The sequence below is a fragment of the Gordonia polyisoprenivorans genome (assembly GCF_017654315.1).
GTDB classification, from domain to species: Bacteria; Actinomycetota; Actinomycetes; order Mycobacteriales; family Mycobacteriaceae; genus Gordonia; species Gordonia polyisoprenivorans_A.
Genome location: NZ_CP072203.1, coordinates 5,451,604 through 5,476,841, shown reverse-complemented (window position 1 = coordinate 5,476,841; position 25,238 = coordinate 5,451,604). Strand labels below are relative to the sequence as shown.

General features: G+C 66.8%; 20 protein-coding genes and 1 pseudogene. 12 read left to right on the top strand and 9 right to left on the bottom strand.

The window, feature by feature from the left end:
- The 4 genes from J6U32_RS24535 to J6U32_RS24520 all read right to left on the bottom strand — a co-directional run bounded on the left by J6U32_RS24535 (position 1) and on the right by J6U32_RS24520 (position 3,857).
- Complete coding sequence (locus tag J6U32_RS24535) at positions 1–912, bottom strand: enoyl-CoA hydratase (protein ID WP_208792540.1); 912 nt, start codon at positions 910–912, stop codon at positions 1–3.
- A 15-nt stretch (positions 913–927) separates the two neighbouring features.
- Positions 928–2,238, bottom strand: a complete 1,311-nt coding sequence (locus tag J6U32_RS24530) for an MFS transporter (protein ID WP_244332346.1) — start codon at positions 2,236–2,238, stop codon at positions 928–930.
- Between the two features lie 98 nt (positions 2,239–2,336).
- Positions 2,337–2,897, bottom strand: a complete 561-nt coding sequence (locus J6U32_RS24525; protein WP_208792538.1) for a TetR/AcrR family transcriptional regulator — start codon at positions 2,895–2,897, stop codon at positions 2,337–2,339.
- A 78-nt stretch (positions 2,898–2,975) separates the two neighbouring features.
- Positions 2,976–3,857 carry an IclR family transcriptional regulator gene (locus J6U32_RS24520; protein WP_208792537.1) on the bottom strand — a complete coding sequence of 294 codons (882 nt, stop codon included), beginning with the start codon at positions 3,855–3,857 and terminating at the stop codon, positions 2,976–2,978.
- Positions 3,858–3,944: 87 nt separating this feature from the next.
- Between J6U32_RS24520 and cysD the strand changes: the two genes are divergently transcribed.
- The 3 genes from cysD (at position 3,945) to J6U32_RS24505 (ending at position 7,633) form a co-directional block, all read left to right on the top strand.
- On the top strand, positions 3,945–4,901 hold the full coding sequence (gene cysD, locus J6U32_RS24515) for a sulfate adenylyltransferase subunit CysD (RefSeq protein WP_208792536.1): 957 nt from the start codon (positions 3,945–3,947) through the stop codon (positions 4,899–4,901).
- A gap of 29 nt (positions 4,902–4,930) precedes the next feature.
- On the top strand, positions 4,931–6,808 hold the full coding sequence (cysC, locus tag J6U32_RS24510; RefSeq protein WP_244332344.1) for an adenylyl-sulfate kinase: 1,878 nt from the start codon (positions 4,931–4,933) through the stop codon (positions 6,806–6,808).
- Positions 6,809–6,871: 63 nt separating this feature from the next.
- Complete coding sequence (locus J6U32_RS24505) at positions 6,872–7,633, top strand: 3'(2'),5'-bisphosphate nucleotidase CysQ (RefSeq protein ID WP_208792535.1); 762 nt, start codon at positions 6,872–6,874, stop codon at positions 7,631–7,633.
- A gap of 26 nt (positions 7,634–7,659) precedes the next feature.
- Here J6U32_RS24505 and J6U32_RS24500 read toward each other — a convergent pair whose 3' ends face one another.
- Positions 7,660–8,142 carry a hypothetical protein gene (locus J6U32_RS24500; protein ID WP_208792534.1) on the bottom strand — a complete coding sequence of 161 codons (483 nt, stop codon included), beginning with the start codon at positions 8,140–8,142 and terminating at the stop codon, positions 7,660–7,662.
- A 14-nt stretch (positions 8,143–8,156) separates the two neighbouring features.
- Entirely contained in the window at positions 8,157–9,956 is a 1,800-nt protein-coding gene (eccA, locus tag J6U32_RS24495) for a type VII secretion AAA-ATPase EccA (protein ID WP_208792533.1), read from the bottom strand.
- A gap of 141 nt (positions 9,957–10,097) precedes the next feature.
- On the opposite strand from eccA, the gene purL reads away from it, so the two are divergent.
- Positions 10,098–12,389 carry a phosphoribosylformylglycinamidine synthase subunit PurL gene (purL, locus tag J6U32_RS24490; RefSeq protein ID WP_244332342.1) on the top strand — a complete coding sequence of 764 codons (2,292 nt, stop codon included), beginning with the start codon at positions 10,098–10,100 and terminating at the stop codon, positions 12,387–12,389.
- 110 nt (positions 12,390–12,499) lie between these two features.
- Positions 12,500–13,357 (top strand): hypothetical protein, encoded by an 858-nt coding sequence (locus tag J6U32_RS24485; protein ID WP_244332340.1) that lies wholly within the window; start codon positions 12,500–12,502, stop codon positions 13,355–13,357.
- On the opposite strand, the gene J6U32_RS24480 is transcribed toward J6U32_RS24485, so the two are convergent.
- Positions 13,344–14,216: a glycerophosphodiester phosphodiesterase gene (locus J6U32_RS24480; RefSeq protein ID WP_208792532.1), complete on the bottom strand. Its 873-nt coding sequence runs from the start codon at positions 14,214–14,216 to the stop codon at positions 13,344–13,346. The genes J6U32_RS24485 and J6U32_RS24480 overlap by 14 nt on opposite strands.
- A 73-nt stretch (positions 14,217–14,289) precedes the next feature.
- On the opposite strand from J6U32_RS24480, the gene J6U32_RS24475 reads away from it, so the two are divergent.
- From J6U32_RS24475 to J6U32_RS24460, 4 genes and pseudogenes are all read left to right on the top strand, one after another.
- On the top strand, positions 14,290–15,366 hold the full coding sequence (locus J6U32_RS24475) for an NAD(P)H-dependent amine dehydrogenase family protein (protein ID WP_208792531.1): 1,077 nt from the start codon (positions 14,290–14,292) through the stop codon (positions 15,364–15,366).
- Positions 15,367–15,488: 122 nt separating this feature from the next.
- Positions 15,489–16,829, top strand: a complete 1,341-nt coding sequence (locus J6U32_RS24470; RefSeq protein ID WP_338836543.1) for a PepSY-associated TM helix domain-containing protein — start codon at positions 15,489–15,491, stop codon at positions 16,827–16,829.
- Positions 16,830–16,837: 8 nt separating this feature from the next.
- Positions 16,838–17,203, top strand: a complete 366-nt coding sequence (locus J6U32_RS24465; protein WP_244332338.1) for a hypothetical protein — start codon at positions 16,838–16,840, stop codon at positions 17,201–17,203.
- Positions 17,204–17,323: 120 nt separating this feature from the next.
- Positions 17,324–18,983 (top strand): annotated as a pseudogene (locus tag J6U32_RS24460) (DUF222 domain-containing protein).
- Positions 18,984–19,236: 253 nt separating this feature from the next.
- Here J6U32_RS24460 and J6U32_RS24455 read toward each other — a convergent pair.
- Positions 19,237–20,745, bottom strand: a complete 1,509-nt coding sequence (locus tag J6U32_RS24455) for a glutamate--cysteine ligase (protein ID WP_208792529.1) — start codon at positions 20,743–20,745, stop codon at positions 19,237–19,239.
- A 53-nt stretch (positions 20,746–20,798) separates the two neighbouring features.
- Complete coding sequence (locus tag J6U32_RS24450; RefSeq protein WP_208796318.1) at positions 20,799–21,692, bottom strand: SGNH/GDSL hydrolase family protein; 894 nt, start codon at positions 21,690–21,692, stop codon at positions 20,799–20,801.
- Between the two features lie 167 nt (positions 21,693–21,859).
- Between J6U32_RS24450 and J6U32_RS24445 the strand changes: the two genes are divergently transcribed.
- From J6U32_RS24445 to purM, 3 genes are all read left to right on the top strand, one after another.
- Entirely contained in the window at positions 21,860–22,270 is a 411-nt protein-coding gene (locus J6U32_RS24445; protein ID WP_208796317.1) for a sterol carrier family protein, read from the top strand.
- Between the two features lie 227 nt (positions 22,271–22,497).
- Complete coding sequence (purF, locus tag J6U32_RS24440; protein ID WP_208792528.1) at positions 22,498–24,081, top strand: amidophosphoribosyltransferase; 1,584 nt, start codon at positions 22,498–22,500, stop codon at positions 24,079–24,081.
- A gap of 23 nt (positions 24,082–24,104) precedes the next feature.
- Positions 24,105–25,226 carry a phosphoribosylformylglycinamidine cyclo-ligase gene (gene purM / locus J6U32_RS24435; RefSeq protein ID WP_208792527.1) on the top strand — a complete coding sequence of 374 codons (1,122 nt, stop codon included), beginning with the start codon at positions 24,105–24,107 and terminating at the stop codon, positions 25,224–25,226.
- Positions 25,227–25,238: the final 12 nt, after the last annotated feature.

Sequence of the window (25,238 nt, the reverse complement as noted above, 5' to 3'; positions counted from 1 at the left end):
TCAGGACCCCGCCCCGGCGGCGGCGCTCTTCATCGACTTCGCGTCCATGCCGCCCAGCGAATCCCCGCCGGAGGATTCGGCATTGGCCGAGTGCGCGAAGTGGTGCCAACCGAAGACCGAGTCCATCGCGTTGCGCATACCCATCTGGTCCTCGCAGATGTTGACCGCCTTCTTCGACAGGAACAGCCCCTGCATCGGCATCTCGACGATCTTCTCGGCGATGCCGTTCACCTTGCCCGCGAGGCCATCTCGCTCGACGACATGATTGACCATGCCCCACTCGGCGGCCTGGGACGCGGTGAACCGCTCGCCGGTGAACAGGATCTCCTTGGCCCGGCGGGGCCCGAGGACGTAGGCATGGGCGAAGTACTCGACGCCGGGGATGCCCATGCGGGCGACCGGATCGGAGAAGAAGGCGTCGTCGGAGGCGACGATGAAGTCGCAGACCCACGCCAGCATGAGTCCGCCGGCGATACATGCCCCGTGCACCGCGGCGATCATCGGCTTGGGGATGTCGCGCCACCGGCGACACATCCCCATGTAGACCTCCATCTCACGGGCCAGTCGCTGATCGGCACCCGACTTGTCGGTGTGATCCCAGTGCAGGACAGCAGCATTCTCGTAGTAGGTGTCGAAATCACGCTCCGGAGTACCGATGTCGTGCCCGGCCGAGAAGTGCTTACCGTTGGCCCGCAACACGATGACCTTCACCGACGCGTCGTCGACGGCCTTCCGGAACGCGGCGTCGAGCGAATACGTCATCACCGAGTTCTGCGCGTTGCGGTACTCGGGTCGGTTGAGGGTCACGTAGGCGACCGCGCCTGCCGGACCGCCGACCTCGTAGGCGACCGGGGAGGTGTCGGGTCCGAGATCGTCGGGACCCAGGGGTGACGGGATGACGGCGTCGCTCATGTCACCGAGCGTAACCTAGCAAGTGCTTGGTTGGTAGTGGCCCGGTCGGGCGAGAGCGACGAGGAGAACGCTCAGTCCAAGAGGGACGATCGCCCACAGGGCTGCGGTTTGGTAGCCACCGACGGCCGGCAGAAGAGAATCGGGCGGCGTCGCGGAGGCGAGGAGGAAGCCTGCGACGGCGCTGCCCGCGCTGAAACCCATCGCTCGGACGATCTGATTGATGGAGAGCACGCTCGAGGTCTCGTCCTGTGGCACGCCGACCAGCAGAAGCCCGGGCATGGCGGCGGAGATGCCGCCGACCGCATAGCCGAGCAGCGCGATTGCGACCAGCACAGCGGCCAGAGAGTTGTGAGCGACGACGAACACCGCTGCGGCAGCAATGGCAGGCATTGCCGACAGTGCGTACACCCACCCTTCGGTCAGGCGACCACGTAGAAGCGGAGTCGTTCTCGCTGCCACGAATCCGAGCAGCGAAAACGGAATGAGCGACGCTCCTGCCGCTATACCCGGAAGTGCGAATCCGTAGTTGGCGGCCGCGGGCGTCTGGACGTATCTGGTCATCAGGCTGAAGAGCAAGTAGAGACCTACCGCAGCGATCAGCATCGCGAGGTTCGCCCGCAATAGCCGAGCGCGGCCCATCAGCCGTAGGTTCACCAGAGGGGAACGGCTTCGGAGTTCGATGGCAACGAATGCGGCGATTGCGACCAGTGCACCGACAACGGTGGCCACAGCTGCCCTCGGTGCCTGCCATAAGGCGGGGTCGGCGATGATCAGCAATACGCCGAACATTCCGACCGCGAGCATCGCCGCCCCTCCGATATCGATCGTCGGACGCGGACCAGGCTTCTCGGCGGGCAGTGATCGCCACGCGACGATCAACGCGACAACAGACAAAGCGAGCCCGATGCCGTATGCGGCGCGTAAACCCGTGGCCTGGTCGACAAAGCTGACCAGCGGATAACCGACCCCGATCCCTACGGTTGACGCGACTGAGAGGGCGGCGATGGTCGAAGACGAGTGCTGTGGTGAAAGATGTTCGCGCGCAACACTCATCAGCAGTGCGACGACTCCGACGGCGAGCCCCTGGAGACCGCGACCGACGAGCAGAACCCACAAGGGTGCGGCGATGACCGTCAGGATGCCGCCCACGGCAACCAGGGACAGGGTAGCCAGGATTGTGGCGCGCCGAGCCGGTCCGCTCCCGAGTCGGCCGAGTACCGGACTCGCGATCGCGCCGGTGAACAACGTCACCGTGAGCGTCCATTGCGCGGCGTCGAGTGACACATGCAGGCCGGTCGCGACCGCAGTGATCAACGGTGCTCCCACGCTTCCGATCACCGCCGCCGCCAAGGCGGTGCACACGAGTGAAACACCGAGCCGACGGTCGGGTCGCGAGATGTCCGTGTCCTCCGGGTTGCCGCGGGTCATCGGTTGGTCTCGGTCGTGATGTGCGCGAAGAGACCTGGCCGAATGCGTGTGCGGACGCCGTCGGCCCAAGGCGCGTCGATGTCGTTGACGTCGAGAGCCGCGCCCGCGTTGAGGAGCATGCCGTATGCGAGAAATGTCTTCACTGTCACCGGTTCGAGTCCGGTGCCATGGTCGACTGTGTCCCACAGCGCTGCGAAGCACTCCCGGACGGTTTCGCGCACCTCGGGGTCTCCGCATGCCGCCAATCCCTGCAACTGCAGCAGTAATCCGGTTCTGTCGGCGAGCAGGTCGTAGTACTGCGCGCCCATCTCTGAGAGGCCGGCGAGTCCGGTGGTCTCGCCGGCGGCTGCAGTCATTCCCTGGCTGACCCGGGTGAATGCTGCCCGCACCAGCTCGAGGAACAACGCCTTCTTGGTGCCGAAGATCCGAAATATGTAGGCCTGTGTGATCCCCGCGGATTGGGCGATCGACTCCGTCGACGCTCCGTGGAGGCCGAATGCTGCAAACTCCTCCGCTGCTATTGCCAGGATCTGAGCCCTGCGGTCTGCGCCGCTCATCCTCGATGCCATATAGCAAAGTTACCAGTTGCTAACTACTTACTAAACTGGGCGATGGTGATCGCTACGGGGCGAGTGTCAGGTGCGATCTCCCGTTGGGTGGCCTGCAGGGCCCTCGGAGAGTTCCGCAGCGCATCCACGCGCCGCGTCGACGAGGTGATCGAGTTCGGTGCGATCCACCCGACCGCGCGGGCAGACCACGACCGAGGCGTGAACGGCGCCGCCGGCGTCGAAGATCGGTGCGCCGATGGTGACCGCGGCGACCGCGTCGTCGGTGAGCTCGTCGGGCAGATAGTCGATGGTGCTGATCTGTTCGAGGAGTTCGTCGACGCGAACCCGCACGCCGGCGGGTACCTCCAACGAGTCCAGCGTGGCCATCAGGGTGACGTGGTCGTCGGTCATCCGCTCGATGGAGACGCCACGCTCGCGGACCGCGTCGAGGACGAGTGCGAGACGGGTGCGCAGGGAGGCCGGGGCCATGGCGATCCACGATGCGCGCTCGGCCGGTGGCGCCCATGCGAGAAATTCACGGCACACCGGAGGCCGCAGCGGCATGCGGGCGCCGCTGGTCAGCCACGCCGCCGAGCCGAGAGCCCGGACAGGTGGCGCCGACCCGACCACGATGGTGATCTCGTCACCGACCCGTCGTGCCAGAAAGCAGTGCAGGCCCAACTGTTCGGCGAGCGCGTCGAGAAGAGGGCCGGCTCGGCGCGTGAGATGGTCGGTCCGGGAGATCGCGGTGGCGAGGCCGATGAGGCGGCCACCCGTCGAATAGTTGCCGTCGGGAAGGCGCGTGGCCCATCCGCGAGCCGTCAATTCGCCGAGGATCGCGTGTGCCGTGGCGCGGGAGTGCCCGGTTCGGCGGACAATGTCGGCGAGGGACAACGGGCCATCGGCGGTCCCGAGGACCTCGACGATCTCCACAACCCGTGCAGTTGGCGGGGACGGTGACCGTGTCACCGATGGGCCGGATGGTTGTTGACCCGGCCCATCCGCACCGCCTAGCGTGTCCGTCACATAGTCAATACTGAGTGTCGAATATTCGACATGTCAAGGGAGCGCAGAGTGACAGCGTCATCCGCGAGCACACCCGTACGGGGCCACTACGAGCTGAGTCATCTCGACGCACTCGAGGCCGAGTCGGTCCACATCTTCCGCGAGGTCGCGGCGACCTTCGAGCGGCCGGTGTTGCTGTTCTCCGGTGGCAAGGACTCGGTGGTGATGTTCCACCTCGCCCGCCGAGCGTTCTGGCCGGCCCCGATCCCGTTCCCGCTGATGCACGTCGACACCGGGCACAACTTCGACGAGGTCATCGACTACCGCGATCGGGTGGTCGCCGCGACCGGCGTGCGGCTGGTGGTGAGTTCGGTGCAGGACGACATCGACGCCGGTCGCGTCGTCGAGCAGACCGGACCGGGTGCGAGCCGCAATCGGCTGCAGACCACCGCGTTGCTCCGTGGCATCACCGAGAACGGATTCGATGCGGTGTTCGGCGGGGCGCGCCGCGACGAGGAGAAGGCTCGGGCCAAGGAACGTGTCTTCAGTTTCCGGGACGAGTTCGGCACGTGGGACCCGCGCGCCCAGCGGCCCGAGCTGTGGCACCTCTACAACGGCCGCCACCACAAGGGCGAGCACATCCGGGTGTTCCCGTTGAGCAATTGGACCGAACTCGACATCTGGCAATACATCGCCGAACAGCACATCGAGCTGCCGTCGATCTACTACGCACACGACCGTCAGGTGATACCGCGCGACGGAATGCTGTTGGCGGACACGCGGTTCCTCGAACGTCTGCCGGACGAGCAGCCACACACCGAGCGTGTGCGATTCCGGACGGTGGGCGATGCCACCTGCACGGGCTGCGTCCTCAGCGACGCCGACACCGTCGACAAGGTCATCGCGGAGGTGGCGGCGACGCGGATCACCGAGCGAGGCGCCACCCGCGCCGACGACCGCATCTCCGAAGCGGGTATGGAAGACCGCAAGAAGGAAGGTTACTTCTGATGCCCCAGATCCCGATGCCCCAGACTCCGATGCCCCAGACTCAGACGCCTCAGGCCGAGATGCCCGGCGCCACAGGAGAACTCCTACGCATCGCGACCGCGGGGTCGGTCGACGACGGGAAGTCGACGTTGATCGGTCGACTGCTCTACGACGCGAAATCGATCTTCGCCGATCAGCTCGAGTCGATCGAACGGACCAGTGCCGAGCGCGGTGACGAGTACGCGAATCTGGCACTGCTCACCGACGGTCTGCGCGCCGAACGTGAACAGGGCATCACCATCGACGTCGCCTACCGCTACTTCTCCACGCCGAGAAGAAAATTCATCATCGCCGACACGCCGGGGCATGTGCAGTACACCCGCAACATGGTCACCGGCGCGTCGACCGCGAACCTCGCGATCATCCTCATCGACGCACGCAAGGGTGTTCTCGAACAGACCCGGCGGCACGCCTTCCTGTCGTCGCTGCTCGGCATCCCGCACCTGACGGTCTGCGTCAACAAGATGGACCTCGTCGACTGGTCCCGAGCGCGTTTCGACGAGATATGTTCGGAATTCTCCGATTTCGCTGCCAAGCTCAACGTCGGTGAGATCACGTTCATCCCGATCTCGGCGCTGCGCGGCGACAACGTCGTCGACGCCTCGGCGGCGATGGACTGGTATCAGGGTCGAACACTGCTGAGTCATCTGGAGAATGTGCACATCGCCTCCGACCGCAACCTCATCGACGCGCGGATGCCGGTCCAGTACGTGATCCGGCCACAGCGCAGTGACGGCGCCGATCACCGCGCCTACGCCGGCACGGTGGCCGGCGGGGTCTTCGCCCGCGGCGATGAGATCGTGGTGCTGCCCAGTGGTTTCACCACCACCATCACCGAGATCTGGGGCCCCGGCGGGACCAAGGTCGACGAGGCGTTCGCCTCGATGGCGTGCTCGATCGAACTCGCCGACGAGATCGACATCGTCCGCGGTGACATGCTCGCCCGACCGAACAACCGGCCCTACGTGAGCCGTGACATCGACGCGATGGTGTGCTGGTTCTCGGAGGACTCGACGCTGACCGAGCGCAGCAGGTTCGCGCTGATCGCCGGTACGCGTACCACCCGCACCGAGATCACCGGCCTCACCTACCGTCTCGACGTCAACACCCTGCACCGCGACGAGGCGGCGACGTCGTTGCACCTCAACGAGATCGCGCGCGTGACGCTGCGCACGCAGCAGCCCGTCATGTTCGATTCGTATCGACGCAACCGGGAAACGGGGAGCTTCATCCTCATCGACGAGTCCACCAACAAGACGGTCGGTGCCGGCATGATCACCGCCCCGGTCAGCCACGACAGCCACATCGTCTGGCAGACCACCAAGGTCGGTCGAGAGCATCGGCCGTACGCCGGCGCGACGGTGTGGCTGACCGGGTTGTCGGGGTCCGGAAAGTCGTCACTGGCAATGGAACTCGAGAGAAGATTCGTCGCCGAGGGGCGGCCCGCCTACCTGATGGACGGCGACAACCTGCGGCACGGGCTGAACTCCGACCTCGGATTCGGCGACGACGACCGCCGCGAGAACATCCGGCGCACCGCCGAGGTCGCGGCACTGTTCGCCGACTCCGGATCCATCGCGATCGTCTCGCTCATCTCGCCGTTCGGTGACGAGCGCACCCGGGCGCGCGAGATCCATGCCGAACGCGGACTGCCGTTCTTCGAGATCTTCGTCGACACCCCCCTCGACGAATGCGAGCGCCGTGACCCGAAAGGCTTGTACGCCAAGGCCCGACGTGGTGAGATCAGCCAATTCACCGGCATCGACTCGCCCTACGAACGCCCCGAGCACGCCGACCTCGTCGTCACCCCCGCCGACGGTTCCCCGTCGGAGGCCGCCGACGCGGTCCTGCGTAATCTGGGCCTGTAGTGCCCCGAGAGGTGGCGCGCGGAAGTCGCGGGCCGATCCGGGAATCGAGCATGGGAGACGAGGATGGACGATCGCGCACTCGCCGGTGAGTTGGCCACGGTGGCAGGACATCTGCTGCTGGACATCCGTGCGACGAGCGGCTTGACGGGCAAGGATCTCGGCAAGGAGGGGGACCTGCGTTCCAACGACCTGCTGATGCGCCGCCTCGCCGAGGAACGGCCCGACGACGCGGTGCTCTCGGAGGAGTCCGCCGACGACAAGTCGCGACTGGGTGCGCAGCGCGTGTGGATCGTCGACCCGGTCGACGGCACACGCGAATACGGTATGGACGGGCATACCGACTGGGCGGTCCATGTGGCGCTGTGGTCGGCCGACGGTGGCGGCACACTGATCGCGGGGGCCGTGGCACTGCCCGCGCTGGGAGTCACCTACGTCGACGACGACCTTCCGATCACGCCCACCGACGGACTGGCGAGTACCCCGAAGGGCGAGCTGCCGCGGGTGGTGGTGAGCGGCTCGCGGCCCCCGGCGTTCTCGCAGCCGGTGGCCGACGCGATCGGCGGCGAGGTGTTGTCGATGGGATCGGCAGGCGCCAAGGCGATGGCCGTGGTGCGCGGTGAGGCCGACGCCTACGTGCACGCCGGTGGCCAATACGAATGGGATTCGGCGGCGCCCGTCGCGGTGGCACGGGCAAAGGGCTTGTGGTGCGGCCGGATCGACGGGTCGCCACTGGTCTACAACCGCGACGACACCTACCTGCCCGATCTGGTGATCTGCCGACCGGAACTCACCGAACGCATCATCGCGGTGACGTCTGCGAGTTGAGGACCGGCTCGGATTGCGCCGCCCGGTCAGTTCGGTAGGCGTCCGGCGACGAGGTCGGCGATGAGCGCATCGGGGTAGCCGGGACACACGGTGGTGTAGATGTCGATGACCACCCCGAGTCGGGTGTTGTCGGCGGTGGCGCCGTTGGCGCGCAACACCGCCGCCTGCGTCGACCGATCCAGCGTCACGAACTGGCTGCACGTCATCGTCGTCGAGTTCGGTGGCGCGGGCACGTCGCTGATCGGCGCTTCGGTGCTCGAATCGGGCTGGGTGGAATCGGGCTGGGTCGAATCCGGTTCTGTCGCATCGGGAGCCGTGGAGTCGTCGGGATCGGGGGAGTCGGTGGTGGCGTCCGGGTCGGTGGTCGTCGTGGAGATCGACGCGGCCGACGGGTCGGCCACCGGGTCGCCGCTGACGGTGCACGCGGGCACCGCCGCGAACACCACCACCGCGAGCGCGATGATCGCCACCCGGATTCGGTGGGTGCTCATGGGTGATTCGGTACTCATGGGTGACTCCGTGTTCATGCGTGACTTCTGGCCAGCGCCAGGCCCGACAGCACCGAGTTCAGCGCGGCACGCAGGTCGGCGACCTCGATGCGCATCAGTTCGTCGTGGGTGAGGTTCTCCAGATCACCGCCCGCTGACAGACGCACCTCGCGTTCCTCTTCGGCGGCCTCGATGATGTTGCGGATGAACCGGCCGTTGCCGGCGAGGTCGGTGGCCCGCTGGGTTCCGCCGGTGCCTTGGCGCACATCGTGATACAGCGGTGTGCATGACTGCTCTAGTTCGGCCATCGCCTCTGCCGTGAGGATCGAATCCCGTTGCGCGGCCAGGAACTCGCCGATGCGGGCCAGCTCGCTCGGGGTGTAGGACTCGAACCGGACGCGGCGGGCGAAGCGCGAGCCCAACCCCTCGTTGGCGGCGAGGAAGCGGTCGATCTCGGCGTCGTAGCCGGCGATGATGACCACCAGCCGGTCGCGGTCGTCCTCCATTCGCGCGAGCAGGGTGTCGACGGCCTCCCGGCCGAAAGCGTCGCCCCCGGACAGGCCTTGCTGGATCAGCGTGTACGCCTCGTCGATGAACAGCACCCCGTCCATCGCGGAGTCGATCAGCGTTGACGTCTTGATCGCGGTGGAGCCGAGGTGCTCGCCGACCAGATCTCGTCGGGTTGCCTCGATCACCTTGTCGGACTTGATGAATCCGAGTCCGCAGTACAGTGTGGCGATCACCCGGGCGATCGTCGTCTTACCGGTACCGGGTGGTCCGGTGAACGCCAGATGCAGGCTGCGCGCCGACGTCGACAGCCCGCGATCGGCCCGGATTCGGGCCAGTGTCGCCGCCGACTTCAGTTTGGCCACTTGCTCTTTGACCGACTCCAGACCGATCTGTGCGTCGAGATCACGTTGCGCCCGGGCGACGAGGTCGTCGCCGTCGACCGAGGCCGGGTCCGCGGAGTCGGTGCCGGGTGTCGACGCCGGGTCCCACATGTCGGCCCGTGCCGCGATCTCCTCGGCGCTCGTCACGGTCAGCCGCAGGGTCTGGCTGCGCATCGCGTCGGCGGCCGCGGTGAACGCCGGATCCCGGGAAAATGCCTGCTCGAAGGCGGCGCGCGCCTGATCCTCCTGACCGGTCTCCCGCAGGGCGAGCCCGAGAGCGAACAGCGCCCGGGTCGCGCAGGAGGGGATCGGGCCGTCGATGGCCCGCTGCAGCCGGCGCAGCCCCTCGGTGAACATGCCCAGTTGCACGCACGCGCTGCCGCACATGTAGTCCGCGGCACTACCCAGATACTCGTCGGACCATGAGTCGGTTCGCCCCAGTGCGGTCAGGACATCGGGCCAGCGTTGCGCCGAGAAGTGCAGCACGCCCGTCATGAACTCGGCGATCGGTGCGTCGCCGGTGATCTGTGACAGGACCTCGGCGGCCCCGGCGAGGTCGTGCCCGCGGATGAGGGTGGCGGCGTACGCGGCGACGGCGTGGTCGGCGTCGACGAGCGGATAGTCGATGAACATCCCGGTGTACCAGCGGCCGACGAGAAGTCCCGGCGGCAGCCCGAGCCGACGCTGTTCGCGACCGATCGCATCGCGGTGGCGATACACCGCCAGCAGCGCCTCGTTGACCGCGTCGCCCGTACCGACGGCCGCCGGTCCGCACGCGAGACGACCGATCCAGGCGTCGGCCATGCCCGGGTCCCACTCGCTCGCGCGGGTGAAGGCGAGTGCCGCCTGCTGCGGATTGTCCACCGGATCGGTGCCCTCGACCGCAATACCCATCGACAGCACGCCGAGTTCAAACAGTTGTCGTGCCCTGCCGACGTCGACCATCGAGAACTCCCCCCGTTTCGGACCCTGCGAGGAGCCTAATCGGTGGCGCGCGTCACGGGGAGATGATGTGCACCGATACCCGCGTGCGCTGTGGATTGTGTGGACTCACGACGCTCCGGTCGCCACGTCTATCATGGCCGGGTGAGCGATCAGACTCATGTGGACACCGTCTCCGCAGCCGCCCAGTCCCCCGATCATCCCCAGCCCTACCGTGAACTCGGTCTCAAGGACGACGAGTACGACCGCATCCGCGAGATCCTCGGACGCCGACCCACCGATGCCGAGCTGGCGATGTACTCGGTGATGTGGTCCGAGCACTGCTCGTACAAGTCCTCGAAGGTGCACCTGCGGTACTTCGGGGAGACCACCACCGACGAGATGCGGGCCGGGATGCTCGCCGGGATCGGTGAGAACGCCGGCGTCGTCGACGTCGGCGACGGCTGGGCGGTGACCTTCAAGGTCGAGTCGCACAATCACCCGAGCTACGTCGAGCCATACCAGGGTGCGGCGACCGGCGTCGGCGGCATCGTGCGCGACATCATGGCCATGGGTGCGCGGCCGATCGCGGTGATGGACCAACTGCGCTTCGGTCCCGCCGATGCCCCCGACACCCGCCGCGTCGTCGATGGCGTGGTGCGTGGGGTCGGTGGCTACGGCAACTCGCTGGGTCTGCCGAACGTCGGCGGCGAGACCGTCTTCGACCCGAGCTACGCCGGCAACCCGCTCGTCAACGCGCTGTGTGCGGGTGTGCTGCGCACCGAGGATCTGCACCTGGCGTTCGCCAGCGGCGCGGGCAACAAGATCATCCTGTTCGGTGCGCGTACCGGACTCGACGGCATCGGCGGTGTGTCGGTGCTGGCGTCGGAGACCTTCGACGATTCGGGGGAGGCCGGTCCGAACCGCAAGAAGCTCCCGAGCGTCCAGGTCGGTGACCCGTTCACCGAGAAGGTGCTCATCGAATGCTGCCTCGAGCTCTACCACGCGGGGCTGGTGGTGGGTATCCAGGATCTCGGTGGCGCCGGATTGTCTTGTGCCACCTCGGAATTGGCTGCTGCCGGCGACGGCGGCATGCGGATCGAGCTGGAGAAGGTGCCCATGCGTGCGGTCGGCATGACACCGGCCGAGGTGCTCTCGAGCGAATCCCAGGAACGCATGTGCGCGGTGGTCACGCCGGAGAACGTGGAGGCCTTCCTGGCGGTGTGCCGCAAGTGGGATGTGCTGGCCACGGTCATCGGAGAGGTCACCGACGGCGATCATCTGGAGATCACCTGGAACGGTGAGACCGTCGTCGACGTGCCGCCGCGCACGGTGGCCCACGAGGGGCCGGTCTACGAACGACCCCTGGCCCGACCGGAGTGGCAGGACGAGGTCGTCGCCTCCGGCTCGGCGTCGCTGGCCCGGCCCTCGACGCCCGACGAACTGCGCTCGACGCTGCTGACGATGCTGGCCTCGCCGGCGTTGTGCAGCCGCAAGTTCATCACCGAGCAGTACGACCGGTATGTGCGCGGCAACACCGTGCTCGCCGAGAACGCCGACTCGGGAATGATCCGCATCGACGAGCGCACCGGCCGCGGTATCGCGTTGGCCACCGACGCGTCGGGCCGCTACACCTATCTCGATCCGTACCGCGGTGCGCAACTCGCGCTCGCCGAGGCCTATCGCAACGTCGCCGCATCCGGTGCCACGCCGAAGGCCGTTACCAACTGCCTCAACTTCGGGTCCCCCGAGGATCCGGCGGTGATGTGGCAGTTCCAGCAGGCGGTTCGCGGTCTGGCCGATGGGTGCGCGCAGCTCGGCATCCCGGTGACCGGCGGCAACGTCAGCTTCTACAACCAGACCGGCGCCACGGCGATCCTGCCGACACCGGTGGTCGGTGTGCTCGGTGTGATCGACGACGTCCGGCGCCGCATCCCCACCGGATTCGGCACCGAGCCCGGCGAGACGCTCATCCTGCTCGGGCAGACGCGCGACGAGTTCGATGGCTCGATCTGGGCGCAGGTCGCCCATGATCACCTCGGTGGTGTGGCGCCGGCGGTCGACCTCGACCACGAGAAGCTGCTCGGCGACATCCTCACCGCCGCGTCACGCGACGGCCTGGTCTCCGCCGCCCATGACCTCTCCGAGGGCGGGCTGATCCAGACCGTCGTCGAGTCGGCGCTCGCCGGCGAGACCGGCTGCCGCGTATTGCTGCCCGAGGGGGCCGACCCGTTCGTCTGGCTGTTCTCCGAGTCGACCGGTCGGGTGTTGGTGGCGGTGCCGCGCACCGAGGAGTCGCGATTCGTCGCGATGCTCGACGCCCGCGGCATGCCGTGGACCCGCATCGGCGTCGTCGATCAGGGCAGCGATTCGGTGAGTGTGCAGGACCAGTTCGAGGTCACCCTCGAAGAACTGCGCACCGCCCACGAGGGAACACTGCCGGCGCTGTTCGGCTGAGCGGGAGCGGAGCGAGCGGGCCGAGACATAACCGTATGCTCGGGTGATCACTCGTTACGCGGTGTGCTGGTCGTGAGAGCTGGGGCATCGAGGAGAAAGGGCGTCACCTCATGACCACTCCGCAGGACGGCTCGGGATCGCAGCCGTACGGCCAACAGTCGCAGCCGTATGGTCAACAGCCGTATGGCCAACAGTCCAACCCGGGTGCGACGCCGGGATCGTCTCCGTGGGACCAGAAGACGGTGTACGGCGGCGCCGGTCAGTCGCCTGCGGCGGGATCGCCGTCCTACGGTCAGCCCGGCGCCCAGTACGGTCAACCCGGCTATGGGCAGCAGCCGGGTTACGGGCAGCAGCCGCCCTATGGGCAGCCTGCATACGGTCAGCAGCCTGCATATGGCCAGGAGCCGAGTTATGGCCAGCAACCCGCATATGGTCAGCAACCGGCGTGGGGGCAACCCGCGGGAGCCAACGTTCCCTATCCCCAGAATCCGTACGGCGATCCGTACACGCCGAAGCCCTCGGGCGGCACCGCGATCACCGCCGCGGTCCTCAGTTTCCTCGGAGGGGTGTCGTCGATCATCGGGATCATCGCTGCGATCGTCGTCATCGCCGCCATCTCGGCGCTGACGACCGAGGTGGATCAGATCCCCGGGTGGTACACCGGCATCCTTGTGATGCAGATGGTCGTCGATGTGGTGCTCGCCGTGCTGTTGATCTGGGGTGGCGTCTCGGTGTTGCGGCACAAGATGATCGGCCGAATTCTGGTCGCCTCGGGGTGTGGCGTGTCGATCGTGTTCGGCATCATCGGGGCGATAGCGGGCCTGGCTGTCGAGTCGGCGTTGAGTCACAACGGCGTCAGCAGTGGCTTCGGAAGCGGCATTTTCAGCTTTGTCGGTCTCATCTTCCCGATCGCCACGGCGATCCTCGTGATGCTGCCGTCCACCGCAGCGTGGATCAAAGCCGGCTGACGCCAGAACCCCCTGTCGCCGAACCGAACCGCCGGGCCACGCCCTGTGGGTCGTCGGTGGTGATCTGGTCGGCGCGCAACTCGAGCGCGCGGTCGATGTCGGGGTCGTCGGCCCGGCCGAAGGTGTAGATATCGATCTCGCGTCCGGTGGCGTGGAACGCTGCGACGAGGTCGGTGCCCCGATCGGCGACGGTCAGCACCAGCCTCCGGTCGAGGTAGATCACCTCGGCCCGAGGGGAAGCGGCGACCGCATGGTCGACGAAACGCCGATAGGTGCGCCACCTCAGCACCCGGTCGACCGCGCCGTGATGGCAGGGGTCGTACCCCACACGCAGGCGTGGTACCGCATCGGTGAGGATGCGTACCGCCTCGGCATCGCCGCACGAGAGAATCGCATGCTTTGCGAACGGTGCTACGGCCTCGACGAACGCCTGCACAATCGGCTCGTCGAGGTCGCCGGCGGACTGCTTGAGATCCAACTGCAGCAACGCATTCGGGTGAATGGCGGTGAGCAGACCGCCCAGGTCACCGAGCAGCGTGACCGGTTCGTCGATCCGATGACCGTCGTTGTCGCGTAAGGACAACGATCGAAGGTAGTCGGCTGGGGCTGCGCCGACGTCGCCGGCGCCGGTCGTCGCCTCGGCCAGATCGCGGTCGTGCAGGATCGCGAAGCCGCATGACGCGGACGAGCCCGGCCCGTGGATCACGAGGTCGACCTCCACGCTCGCCCCGACTGCCATCCCCTCGACGATTCTGCTGCGCGTGAAGGGCGGGTCGTCGGAGCGTTTGCGTGCGCGATGCCATTTGAGGCGGGTGCGGTGGCCGTCGGACGTCACGGCGATCGGTTCAGCGGTACTCATCGTCGGCGCACTCTACCGTCGGCAGTTGGCCAAAACGTGTCCGACAAAGTGAAACGTGTTCTAGTTTTGGCTCATGACGTTGCGAGTGGTGGAGTGGTCGACCGGAACCGTCGGCCGACATGCGATTGCCGGGATCGACGCCCATCCCGACCTCGAACTGGTCGGCGTGTGGGTCTCGGACCCGGCGAAGGTGGGCAAGGACGCGGGCGAACTCGCGGGTCTCGGCCGCGACCTCGGTGTACTCGCGACCGACGACCGGGCCGCTCTTCTCGCGCTGGCCCCCGACGCCATCGTGCACACCGCGATGACCGACGACCGCATCTTCGAGGCGATCGACGACCTCATCTCCTTCGTCGAGGCGGGCGTCAATGTGGTCTCGAGCGGGCCGGTGGTGCTGCAGTTCCCCCAGGGCATCCTCGATCAGAAGCTTCTCGATCGCATCGCGGCCGCAGGCGCGGCGGGCGGGGCCAGCCTGCATGTCAACGGCATCGACCCAGGATTTGCGAATGATGTTCTGGCGCTGTCGATGACGAGTCTCTCGCAACGGATCGACGAGGTGCGCTGCCTCGAGATCGCCGACTACTCGACGTACTACCAACCGGTGGTCATGCGCGACATCTTCGGTTTCGGGCAGCCCATGGACGCGACACCACTGCTCCTGCTGCCGGGTGTGCTTGCGATGGGGTGGGGCAGCGTCGTCCGCCAGCTCGCCGCCGGGCTCGGACTCACACTCGACGAACCGCTGATCGAACGGCATGAACGCGTCGCGGCCGACCGTGACTACTCGACCGTGTCGGTGGAGATTCCCGAGGGAACCATGGCCGCACTGCATTTCGAGGTGGTCGGCCAGGTCGCCGGAGTCGACCGCATCGTGCTCGAGCATTACACCCGCACTCACCCCGAGCAGTGCCCGCAGTGGCCGAGTCCCGTCGACGGTGACGGCTGCTACCGCATCACCATCTCCGGTGAGCCGCAGATGTCGGTGGAGGTCGCTCATCACGGTGAGAATGGCGATCACAACGTGTCGGGGATGATCGTGACGGCAATGCGATTGGTGAATTCGGTTGCCGCGGTGGTTGATGCACAACCAGGCCTGGTGACGGCACTCGACCTGCCGCTCATCACCGGAGCCGGGCTGGTGTCGCGCTAGGAGGCGCGCTTCGCCGGTTGGCTGCGCTTCCGGGAATTACTGCACTGCAGCGCATTTCGTAATTCTCGGACAAGTCGGACAAATCAAATCTTTGGTATTTGGTTATGCTAACCTTGGCCGCCATGGTCACGGAGAAGGTTGCCAGCCCACCGGTCGAACGCGCCAGGGCATCGGCGAACCGTCGGCGAACGTCGAAGAAGCCGGTGCGACGTGCTCTGATCGTGACGCACCGGTGGAGTTCGATCGTTCTCGGTCTGCTTCTGGTGGTCGTCTGCACCAGCGGCGCGATCCTGGTGTACGAGCCAGAACTGGTGCGCGCCACCAACTCCTCGCTGTTCACCACCACCGACACCGGGCGCCAGGCGAGTTTCACCGACGCGGTGTCGGCGGTCCACGCTGCCGACCCGGATTTCGATGCCCAGTACCTGTCACTCAAGGACGGTGTCTACTTCCTCAGTTCCGCCGATACGGCCGCAGGTACCTGGGCCGTCGATGCCGGCACCGGAAAGGTCAACGGCCACGGCGATATTGACGGCGGTTTTCTGGGTTTCCTGGTCAACCTGCATGACTGCGGCCTGGCCTGTGAGGGCTATCCGGGGTACATCGCATGGTTGGCCAAGCCGTCGGTGGTCGCCGGTTGGGGTTGGTTCACCGCCGATATGACCTGGGGTGCACTACTTCTCGGGATCAGCGGACTGTTGCTGGTCTTTCTGGCGATCTCCGGCATCGTCATCTGGTACCCAGGGCTGCGGCGCTGGCGCAACGGTTTTCGGGTGCGCATCGGCAAGGGGCGATTCGCGCGGGACACCGACCTGCACAACGTGATCGGCATCGTGGCCGCGATCCCGCTGCTCATCTGGGGACTGACCGGGATGAACTTCGAGATCCCGGGCGTCGGCAAGGTGTGGTACGCCGCCACCGGAGGTGTCGCGCCGGCCGACGACGCATACACGATGCCGACCTCGGAGTCGACCGGACCTCTCATCTCCCTCGACCAGGCAATCGCCGCCGCCCAGGCCCGCTACCCGGGCTCGCACGCCACCTGGGTGGGGATGCCGTCGGAGGGTTCGGAGTACTACTCGGTGGATCTGCTTGCCGGAGGACCGGATCTGTGGTCGGGGAGCGCGACCTACCACGGCAACCGAGAACTCGGGATCGACGGCCACGACCCGTCGGTGATCAAGGAGTTCTCCGGGGCGCCGGCGACGGTGTCCAACGCGATCGCCGACGACTGGGCGCAGCCGACCCTGCACTACGGGGTGTCGGTCAACGGCTGGTGGCGGGCGCTGTGGTTCATCTTCGGGATGACGCCGCTGCTACTGATGATCACCGGGCTGAGCACCTGGCAGATCCGAAACCGCAACGCGCGACGCAGACGTCGTCGCGCCCGCGATCGAGCGGCCGCTGCACCCGAGGCCTCCGCCGGCTCGACGAGCGTCGCCGCCGCGACCGGCGCCGAATGAATCCATCGGTGGCATTGCTGCTCTGCGCCGCGTGCGTAGGGACGGCGCTGTGGTCGCTCCTGGGCCTGACCTCCGTGCCGTCACTGGAGTGGCCGACGCGAGTCACCGTGACCGTCGCGGTCGCTGTGATCGCCTGGACCGCAGGCGGTCTGGTGGCGTGGATGATCGGCGCCGACGCCCCGGCGCGACCCGGGGTGTTCCTCGGCTACGCGGCCACGGCGGTAGCTCTCGCGGCATTTGGCGTGCCGGCGACCACGGCCCTCGGTCGACGGGGTTCGGCCGTCGTCAGGGCGCTCGTCCTCGCTCTCTTGGCTTTCGTGTGCTGGCGAGTCGAATCCGTCTGGCTGATCGGCGTGCCCGGGGTACGTGGCTGACCCGCTGAAACTTACCCGAAAATACTTTCGACAATCCCTTGCCAACCCGACAAACCCGGCATACACTCGAACACAACAGCACACAAACACATGTGCGCTATCGCCGGGGGGTGAGAAATGATGGTCGACACCGCACTGCCGGACGTGTCTGGGTTGTCGACCGCCCAGAAAATCGCCCTCGCCCACACGCTGATGGACGAGTTGGCCACCGATGATTTGACCGGCCTGTCCAACGATGACCTGGTGTCGGTCGCTCAGTCCACCGAACAGTTGATCACCCGCGTCACCGTCCAGGGGGACGCGGGTGATCGTCGAGTTCTCCGACCGCCATCTCGCCCGCGAATACGGATACGGGTCGATCATCGACGCCATGATCGGCTTGTTGCGTGTGTCGGAACCGTGGCGGCGGTGGAAACAACTCAAAGCGACCGCCACCTTCCACACCGTCACCGGCGAGGTTGCTGCGCCGAAATATCCGGCGTTGGCGGAGGCGATGGCCTCCGGGGCGGCCGGCTCCTCCCACGCCGCAGTCGTGATCGACGTGTTGGACCGCATACCGGCGACAGTGCCGTTCGACGAGAAAATGTCGGCCGACGCCACGATGGCCGGGTTCGCCCGCACCCACACCCCGTCTGATCTGCGGATTTTGGGGGCACGGGTGTTGGCGCACCTCGACCCCGACGGTGAGTTGACCGACGATGCTGATCGGCAACGCCACCGCCAGATCCGCATCGGGCGTCAAGACGCCCAAAAAATGAGTGGGCTATCGGGGCAGATGACTCCCACTCTGACCGCGCACCTCGAAGCAGTGTTGGCGATGTGGGCAGCCCCTGGAATGAACAATCCCGCCGATCCGGAGTCCCCGACCGGGAGTCGTGAAGATGCCGATCCCGATGCGTTGGCGGCTGCAGCGCGGGATCACCGTGATCAGGTGCAACGCAACCATGATGCGTTGGAAGCAGTCCTGCGTGCCGGTCTGGATGTCGGACTCGGCCCGCACTCGCATCGCGGCCTGCCACCGCATCTGATCATCAAAGCATCGCTGTCGGAGTTGATTGCGCAAACCGGGATGGGCGTCACGGCGACCGGCACCCTCCTCCCAATCCGGGATGTGATCGCTTTGGCGGCCCACAGTCAGCCGTGGTTGGCGGTGTTCGACGACCACACCAGTCTGCCCCTGTATTTGGGTCGGGCGCGGTTGGCGAGTCAAGGACAGCGGATCGCCCTGTTCGCCAAAGACGGCGGTGAATACTGCTCGTATCCCGGATGTACCCAACCCGCCGCGCACGTCGAAATTCATCACGCCACCAAAGATCATGCGAAAGGCGGACTCACCAACATCGGTGACCTCGCCCCCGCCTGCGGCAAACACAACCGCATGGTCGGCGACAAACCCGGACAATTCACCACCGGCATCTATCGGGACGGGCCGTGGGCCGGACGATGCTGGTGGCGCACAAACACCCCCGTCGGCGCAGCCGAACCGAACCCGAAACGCACCAACGCACTCCCCGACGTCGGGGCCACCTACGCTGCGGCGTTGGCTCGCGTCCGGGCGGAGTTGCATCCACCACCCGACCCACCACCAAGTGGTGCCGATACCGATCTCGCCACAAGCGACGACCGGGACTCGATGCTGCCCACCAACCGAATCCGGCGCAGCCAGGTCCCGATCGGACACGGATATTACGACCTCGTCGAAATCCTCCACCCTGACCCCACGTCAGACTCGCCGGTCGAGAACCGACTCGCCCAACTCCTCGGCGACCACGGACTCTAGACCGTCACGTGCTCGGTCCGGAGTCGGAAACCAGCAGCGGTGCAACAGGTCTCGAGGCTCGTCGCTAACGCTCCTCGACACCTCGACCACCGAGAGAAAGTGTCACCGGGAGGAAAGCGGCCACCGGGAGAACAGCTCGTCGCTAACGCTCCTCGGCACCTCGACCAACCTCGACCACCGATCAAGGAGCGCCTCCGCCCGGCGAGGAAGGCCCCTCCCGCTGGTGGAGGCCTCGAGGACCGTCGGCCGGCGCTCACAGGGTCCAGGAGTGCACCGGCTCGCCCTCGTGCATGAGGGCGACATAGTCGGCCAACATCCCGCGAAGGGCGGCGGCGCGTTCCTCACCTGCCTGCTCGCGGGCGGCGACTGCCCGGCGCTGCCATACCGCTCCGGTTTGTCTTGTGACACAACGGCCTTCGATGACGGACAGGTAGCGGGTGCGCGCCCTGGACGAGACGCCGAATGCGCGGAGGCCGTCGTCGGCGAGGGGGAGTAGTCGACGTAGGGTGAGCTCGTCGGGGCGCACCCATCCGACGTCGGGCCAATACAGTTGCGACTCAAGGCCTCCGCGGGCGCCGGCATGAAGATTCTCGGCGGCGGCATTGAACGACATCTGTGACCACAGCGGCCGGTCGGCCTCCACGAGCCCGCGGACCACCCCGTAATAGAAGGCGGCATTGGCCATGGTGTCGACGACGGTCGGCCCGGCGGGCAGTACACGGTTCTCCACCCGCAAATGGGCCTGCCCGTCGACGACGTCGTAGACGGGCCGGTTCCACCGGTACACGGTGCCGTTGTGCAGACGCAGTTCCTCGAGCGCGGGGATACGCCCGGCGTCGAGTTCGGCGAGCGGATCGACGTCCGTCGACACCGGCAACAGCGCCGGAAAGTAGCGGGTGTTCTCTTCGAACAGATCGAAGATCGTGTTGATCCATCGCTCCCCGAACCACACTCGCGGTCGCACGCCCTGGTTCTTCAGTTCCAGTGGCCGGGTGTCGGTCGCCTGCTCGAAGACGGGGATGCGACTCTCGTGCCACAGCGCGGTCCCCGCCAGGAACGGTGCGTTGCCGGCCAGCGCGACCTGCACCCCGGCAATGGCCTGCGCGGCATTCCAATGCGCGGCGAAATCCTCCGGCGCCACCCGCAGATGGAGTTGCAGCGACGTGCACGCGGCCTCGGGCAGGATGGAATCGGTTGAGGTGTGCAGTCTTTCGCTGGCGTGATGCTCGCCGAGCGGGACCCCGGCGATGTCGATCTCGATGTCCTCACCGCGGGCGGCGAAGATCTGCTGGTTCAGCAGGTCGTAGCGCGGATTCGCCGAGATCCATTGATGTGCGAAGTGCTCGGTCCGCAGGGTGGGCAGTGTGCCGATCATGACGAGGTGCGTACCGACGCGGTTAGCCTGCTGCTCGGCGCGATTGAGCGAGGTGCGCAGCCGTTGTTCGAGAGACATCGTGTCGTTGTCGACGAACGGTCGCGGCGAGACGTTGATCTCGATGTTGAACTGGCCGAGTTCGGTTTGATAGTCGGGGTCGGCGATGGCGTCGAGTACCTCGGCGTTGGCCATGGCCGGGTTCATCTCGTCGTCGACGAGATTGAGCTCGACCTCCATGCCGAGCAACGGCTCGGGCGGAGCGCCGTGGTCGGTGAACAAGCCGTCGGCGAGCATCCGGGCGATCGCCTCGGTGCCCCGGCTGACCTGCTTGCGAAAACGCACCCGGTCGGCGCCGGAGAACTGCTGGGTGCTGACGTCGGTGCCCATGGCCCAATCCTGCCCGGTCCGTCCGGGTTGCGGGCGCGATCAGCCCAGGGCACTCAACGCAGGGCGGCCACGACCTGATCGGCCATCGCCTGTTGGCCGCGCGTGTTGGCGTGCATCGCCGGGAAGTTGGCCGCACCCAGGGTCGGCTCGACCCATCGTCGATCACCCGCGCAGGCGTCGTGGCCCGCGGACACCTTCGACATGTCGACGAAGGTCGCGTGTGTCGTCGCGGCGGCACGGCGCAAGGCGTTGTTGAGGGCGGCGAAGGTCCGGTGCAGATACTCGGTGTCGGCGGGCGTGGTGAGCAATGCCGCCGAGCAGGCCGGGGTTCCCATAGCCGGGAAGATCTGCGGATATCCGACGAGGAGCACTCGCGCGTTCGGTGCGGCGGTGTCGATGCGGTGCAGCACGTTCACGAGGTCGGGGTAGGTGGAGGAGTTGATCTTGTCGACCAACGAGGTGCCGAGTTCATCGCGGCACGGGGTGGCCGACAACGGCGCGGACAGCCAGGCCTGCTGGCAGGCCGAGGTCGAGTCGTTGAACAGTCCGTTGTTGTTCGCGCCGATCGTCAGGGTGATCAAGCGGGTGGCCGGTCCCACAGCGTTGATCTGCGGGCCCTGCCACCGGTATTGCGACTTGGTCAGGTCGGTGGTGGTGGCGCCGGCGCAACTGACGTCGGCGACGTTCATCCCTCGTCGCTTGGCGACGAGGTGGGAGTAGTTGACCAGCGAGTTGGAGCAGAACGTGGCCGCACTCGTGGCCTGGGGGAACACCGAAGCGCCTGCGCTGTAGCTGTCACCGAGATTCACGTACGGGTATCCGTCGGCCGCCTGCGCCCCGCCGGCCTGAGCGAGTCCGCCGAGGAGGGCGACGGCGGTGGCCGCCGCGGTCAGCACGGTGCGGATGCCGAGGCGTCGGTGGGGGCTGCGGCCGTACGGCAATGGCATTCGGGGACTCCAGATCGTGGTGCTCATGTTACTGACGTTGTTAGTGTGACAAATGGTACTGATGATGTCGTCGGGTTCGGCCGGAGCGTTACCGGAATGGGTCCTGACTACCCGCGGGCGTCGCTATACCCGCCGCGAGGAGCGGCGTGAATCGGCCGCGAGGCATCATGGGCGGCGTGCCCGCCCGAAAGCCCATCGATCCCACCGACACTCGCGCGGCGGTTCTCGCCGTCGTCGAGTGGTTGCGTGATGAGCAACTGCCCGCGCCTGCTCGGCCCACGCTCGCGGCCGCGGTCCGGCTGACCGCGCGCACGCTCGAGGACATCGCACCGGGGAACTCCGTCGAGGTCCGAGTGCCACCGTACGTGGCCGTCCAATGCATCGAGGGTCCGCGGCACACGCGGGGGACTCCGCCGAACGTCGTGGAGACCGACCCGCGCACCTGGTTGAGCCTGGTCGTGGGGGATGTGCGATTCGCCGATGCCGTCGAATCCGGTGCGGTCACGGCGTCGGGATCCCGCGCGGGCGAGGTCGCGCAGTGGCTGCCACTGGTGCCGGTGCCCCGGACCGGACTATGACCCTGCTCACCGTCGCGGAATAACGTCGGGCGCGTCGTCGCTGCACGGTTGGCATCGGGGCAGTACCGATCGGTAGACTCCGTAGGGTCTCCAGCCCATTGCCGCGTTGGCTTCCGCACGGCCGGTCTCGCCCGTGATCGGATCACCATCGTGACCCGACATCTCATCCGGCCGTGGTGTCCGCGTCCGAATGTGCAGACCAGAGCCCAGCCCCAGGGAGATCGTCGATGACCGAAGAGTCGATAGCCGGCCGGAACCTCCTGGCCCCCACGTCGCAGGGATGTCCCTCGACCCGACCGATCGACGAACCCGAGAACGAGCCGCGCGAGGAGTGCGGCGTTTTTGGTGTCTGGGCCCCTGGTGAGGACGTCGCGAAGCTCTCGTACTACGGCCTCTACGCCCTGCAACACCGTGGCCAGGAGGCCGCCGGAATCGCGGTCGGTGACGGCTCGCAGGTGCTGGTCTTCAAAGATCTCGGACTCGTCAGCCAGGTGTTCGACGAGCAGACGCTGGCATCGATGGTCGGCCACGTCGCGATCGGCCATTGCCGCTACTCGACGACCGGATCGACCACCTGGGAGAACTCCCAACCGATCTTCCGCACCACCGACGCCGGCACCGGGGTTGCGCTCGGACACAACGGCAACCTGGTCAACACCGCGCAGCTCGCGGCGCGGGCACGTGAGGTCGGCATCAAGAGCACCGCGGCGACGTCGGATTCCGACGTCGTGGGTGCGCTGCTGGCCCATGGTGCCGCCGACAGCAGCATCGAGCAGGCGGCCATGGAGTTGCTCCCGACCCTGCGGGGTGCGTTCTGCCTGACCTTCATGGACGAGCACACCCTGTACGCGGCGCGTGACCCGCACGGCGTCCGCCCGCTGTGCCTGGGCCGGCTCGATCGCGGGTGGGTCGTCGCTTCGGAGACCGCGGCCCTCGACATCGTCGGTGCGTCGTTCGTGCGCGACATCGAACCCGGCGAACTGCTCGCCATCGACGCCGACGGCGTCCGCAGTTCCCGCTTCGCCGAGCCGACGCCACGCGGCTGCGTCTTCGAGTACGTCTACCTCGCCCGCCCGGACAGCATCATCCACGGCCGATCGGTGCACTCCACGCGTGTCGACATCGGGCGGCGGCTGGCCCGCGAGTTCCCGGCGGTCGGTGACCTGGTGATCCCCGTCCCCGAGTCGGGTACGCCCGCGGCCGTCGGGTTCGCCCAGGAGTCGGGTATCCCCTACGGGCAGGGGCTGATGAAGAACGCCTATGTTGGCCGTACCTTCATCCAGCCCTCGCAGACCATTCGCCAGCTCGGCATCCGCCTCAAGCTGAACCCGCTCAAAGAGGTGATCCGCGGCAAACGCCTTGTTGTCGTTGATGATTCGATCGTGCGTGGCAACACCCAACGCGCACTGATCCGGATGCTGCGGGAGGCGGGCGCGGCCGAGGTGCACGTCCGTATCGCGTCGAGTCCGGTGCGTTGGCCCTGTTTCTACGGCATCGACTTCGCCTCGCCCGCGGAACTGATCGCCAACGGCATGGAGTCCGAGGAGCACATGGTCGAGGGCGTCCGACAGGCGATCGGCGCCGATTCGCTCGGCTACATCAGCACCGAGGAGATGATCGCGGCGACGCATCAGGAACCGTCGGCGCTGTGTGCGGCGTGCTTCGACGGCAACTATCCGATCGAGCTGCCCAAGGAGTCGTCACTGGGCAAGGCGGTGCTCGAGCAGATGCTCGCCAACGCTGCCGACGATGTCCGGATCGACCCATTGACCGCTCCCAATGACAACGTCAGCGCCGTGATGCGGCCCTGAAGCACTCGGGTAGCGTGTCTCCCGTGAGCGAACCGGATGCGGCTGACGAGAAGTCCACTTCACCTTCCGCGGAACTTCCTTCTGGCGGCCTGTCGTACGCGGGGGCCGGGGTCGACATCGACGCCGGCGATCGCGCTGTCCAGCTGATCGGTCCGCACGCCAAACGCGCCACCCGCCCGGAGGTCCTCGGCGGCCTCGGCGGTTTCTCCGGGCTCTTCGCCCTCAAGGGCAACTACCGCGAGCCGGTGCTCGCCGCGGCGAGCGACGGCGTCGGCACCAAACTCGCCGTCGCCCAGGCGATCGGCAAACACGACACCGTCGGCCAGGACCTCGTGGCCATGTGCGTCGACGACCTCGTGGTGTGCGGCGCCGAGCCACTGTTCCTGCAGGACTACATCGCCATCGGCAAGGTGGTTCCGGAGACCGTCGCCGAGATCGTCGCCGGCATCGCCGACGGCTGCGTGATCGCCGGTTGCGCACTGCTCGGCGGCGAGACCGCCGAACATCCCGGTCTCATGCGTGACGACCACTACGACCTCTCGGCAACCGCGGTCGGCGTCGTCGAGGCCGACCAGGTGCTCTCGCCGGATCGGGTCCGCGCCGGCGACTCGGTGATCGCATTGGGCTCCTCGGGCCTGCACTCCAACGGATATTCGCTGGCGCGCAAGGTGCTTCTCGACTGGGGCCACATGGATCTCGCAGGCGACGTCGAGGAATTCGGTCGCACCCTCGGTGAGGAACTGCTTGAACCGACGCGCATCTACGCACGCGATTGCCTCGCGCTGGCGGCCGAGGCGGACGTGCGGACGTTCGCCCACATCACCGGTGGGGGGCTCGCGGAGAATCTGGCCCGGGTCATCCCGTCGGGGCTCGTTGCCGAACTCGAACGCAACACCTGGACTCCCGCACCGATTTTCGCCATGATCGCCCAGCGCGGTCGCGTCGAGCAGGCCGAGATGGAACGCACCTTCAACATGGGTGTCGGCATGGTGGCCGTGGTGGCGCCCGAGGACACCGATCGTGCCCAGGCGGTACTGACCGCGCGCCACGTCGACAACTGGGTGCTCGGCACCATCAAGCGCAATCCCGAGGTCAAGGGCGGATCGGGGCGTGTGAACCTCGTCGGCGACCACCCGCGCTTCTGACAACCCGCGCTT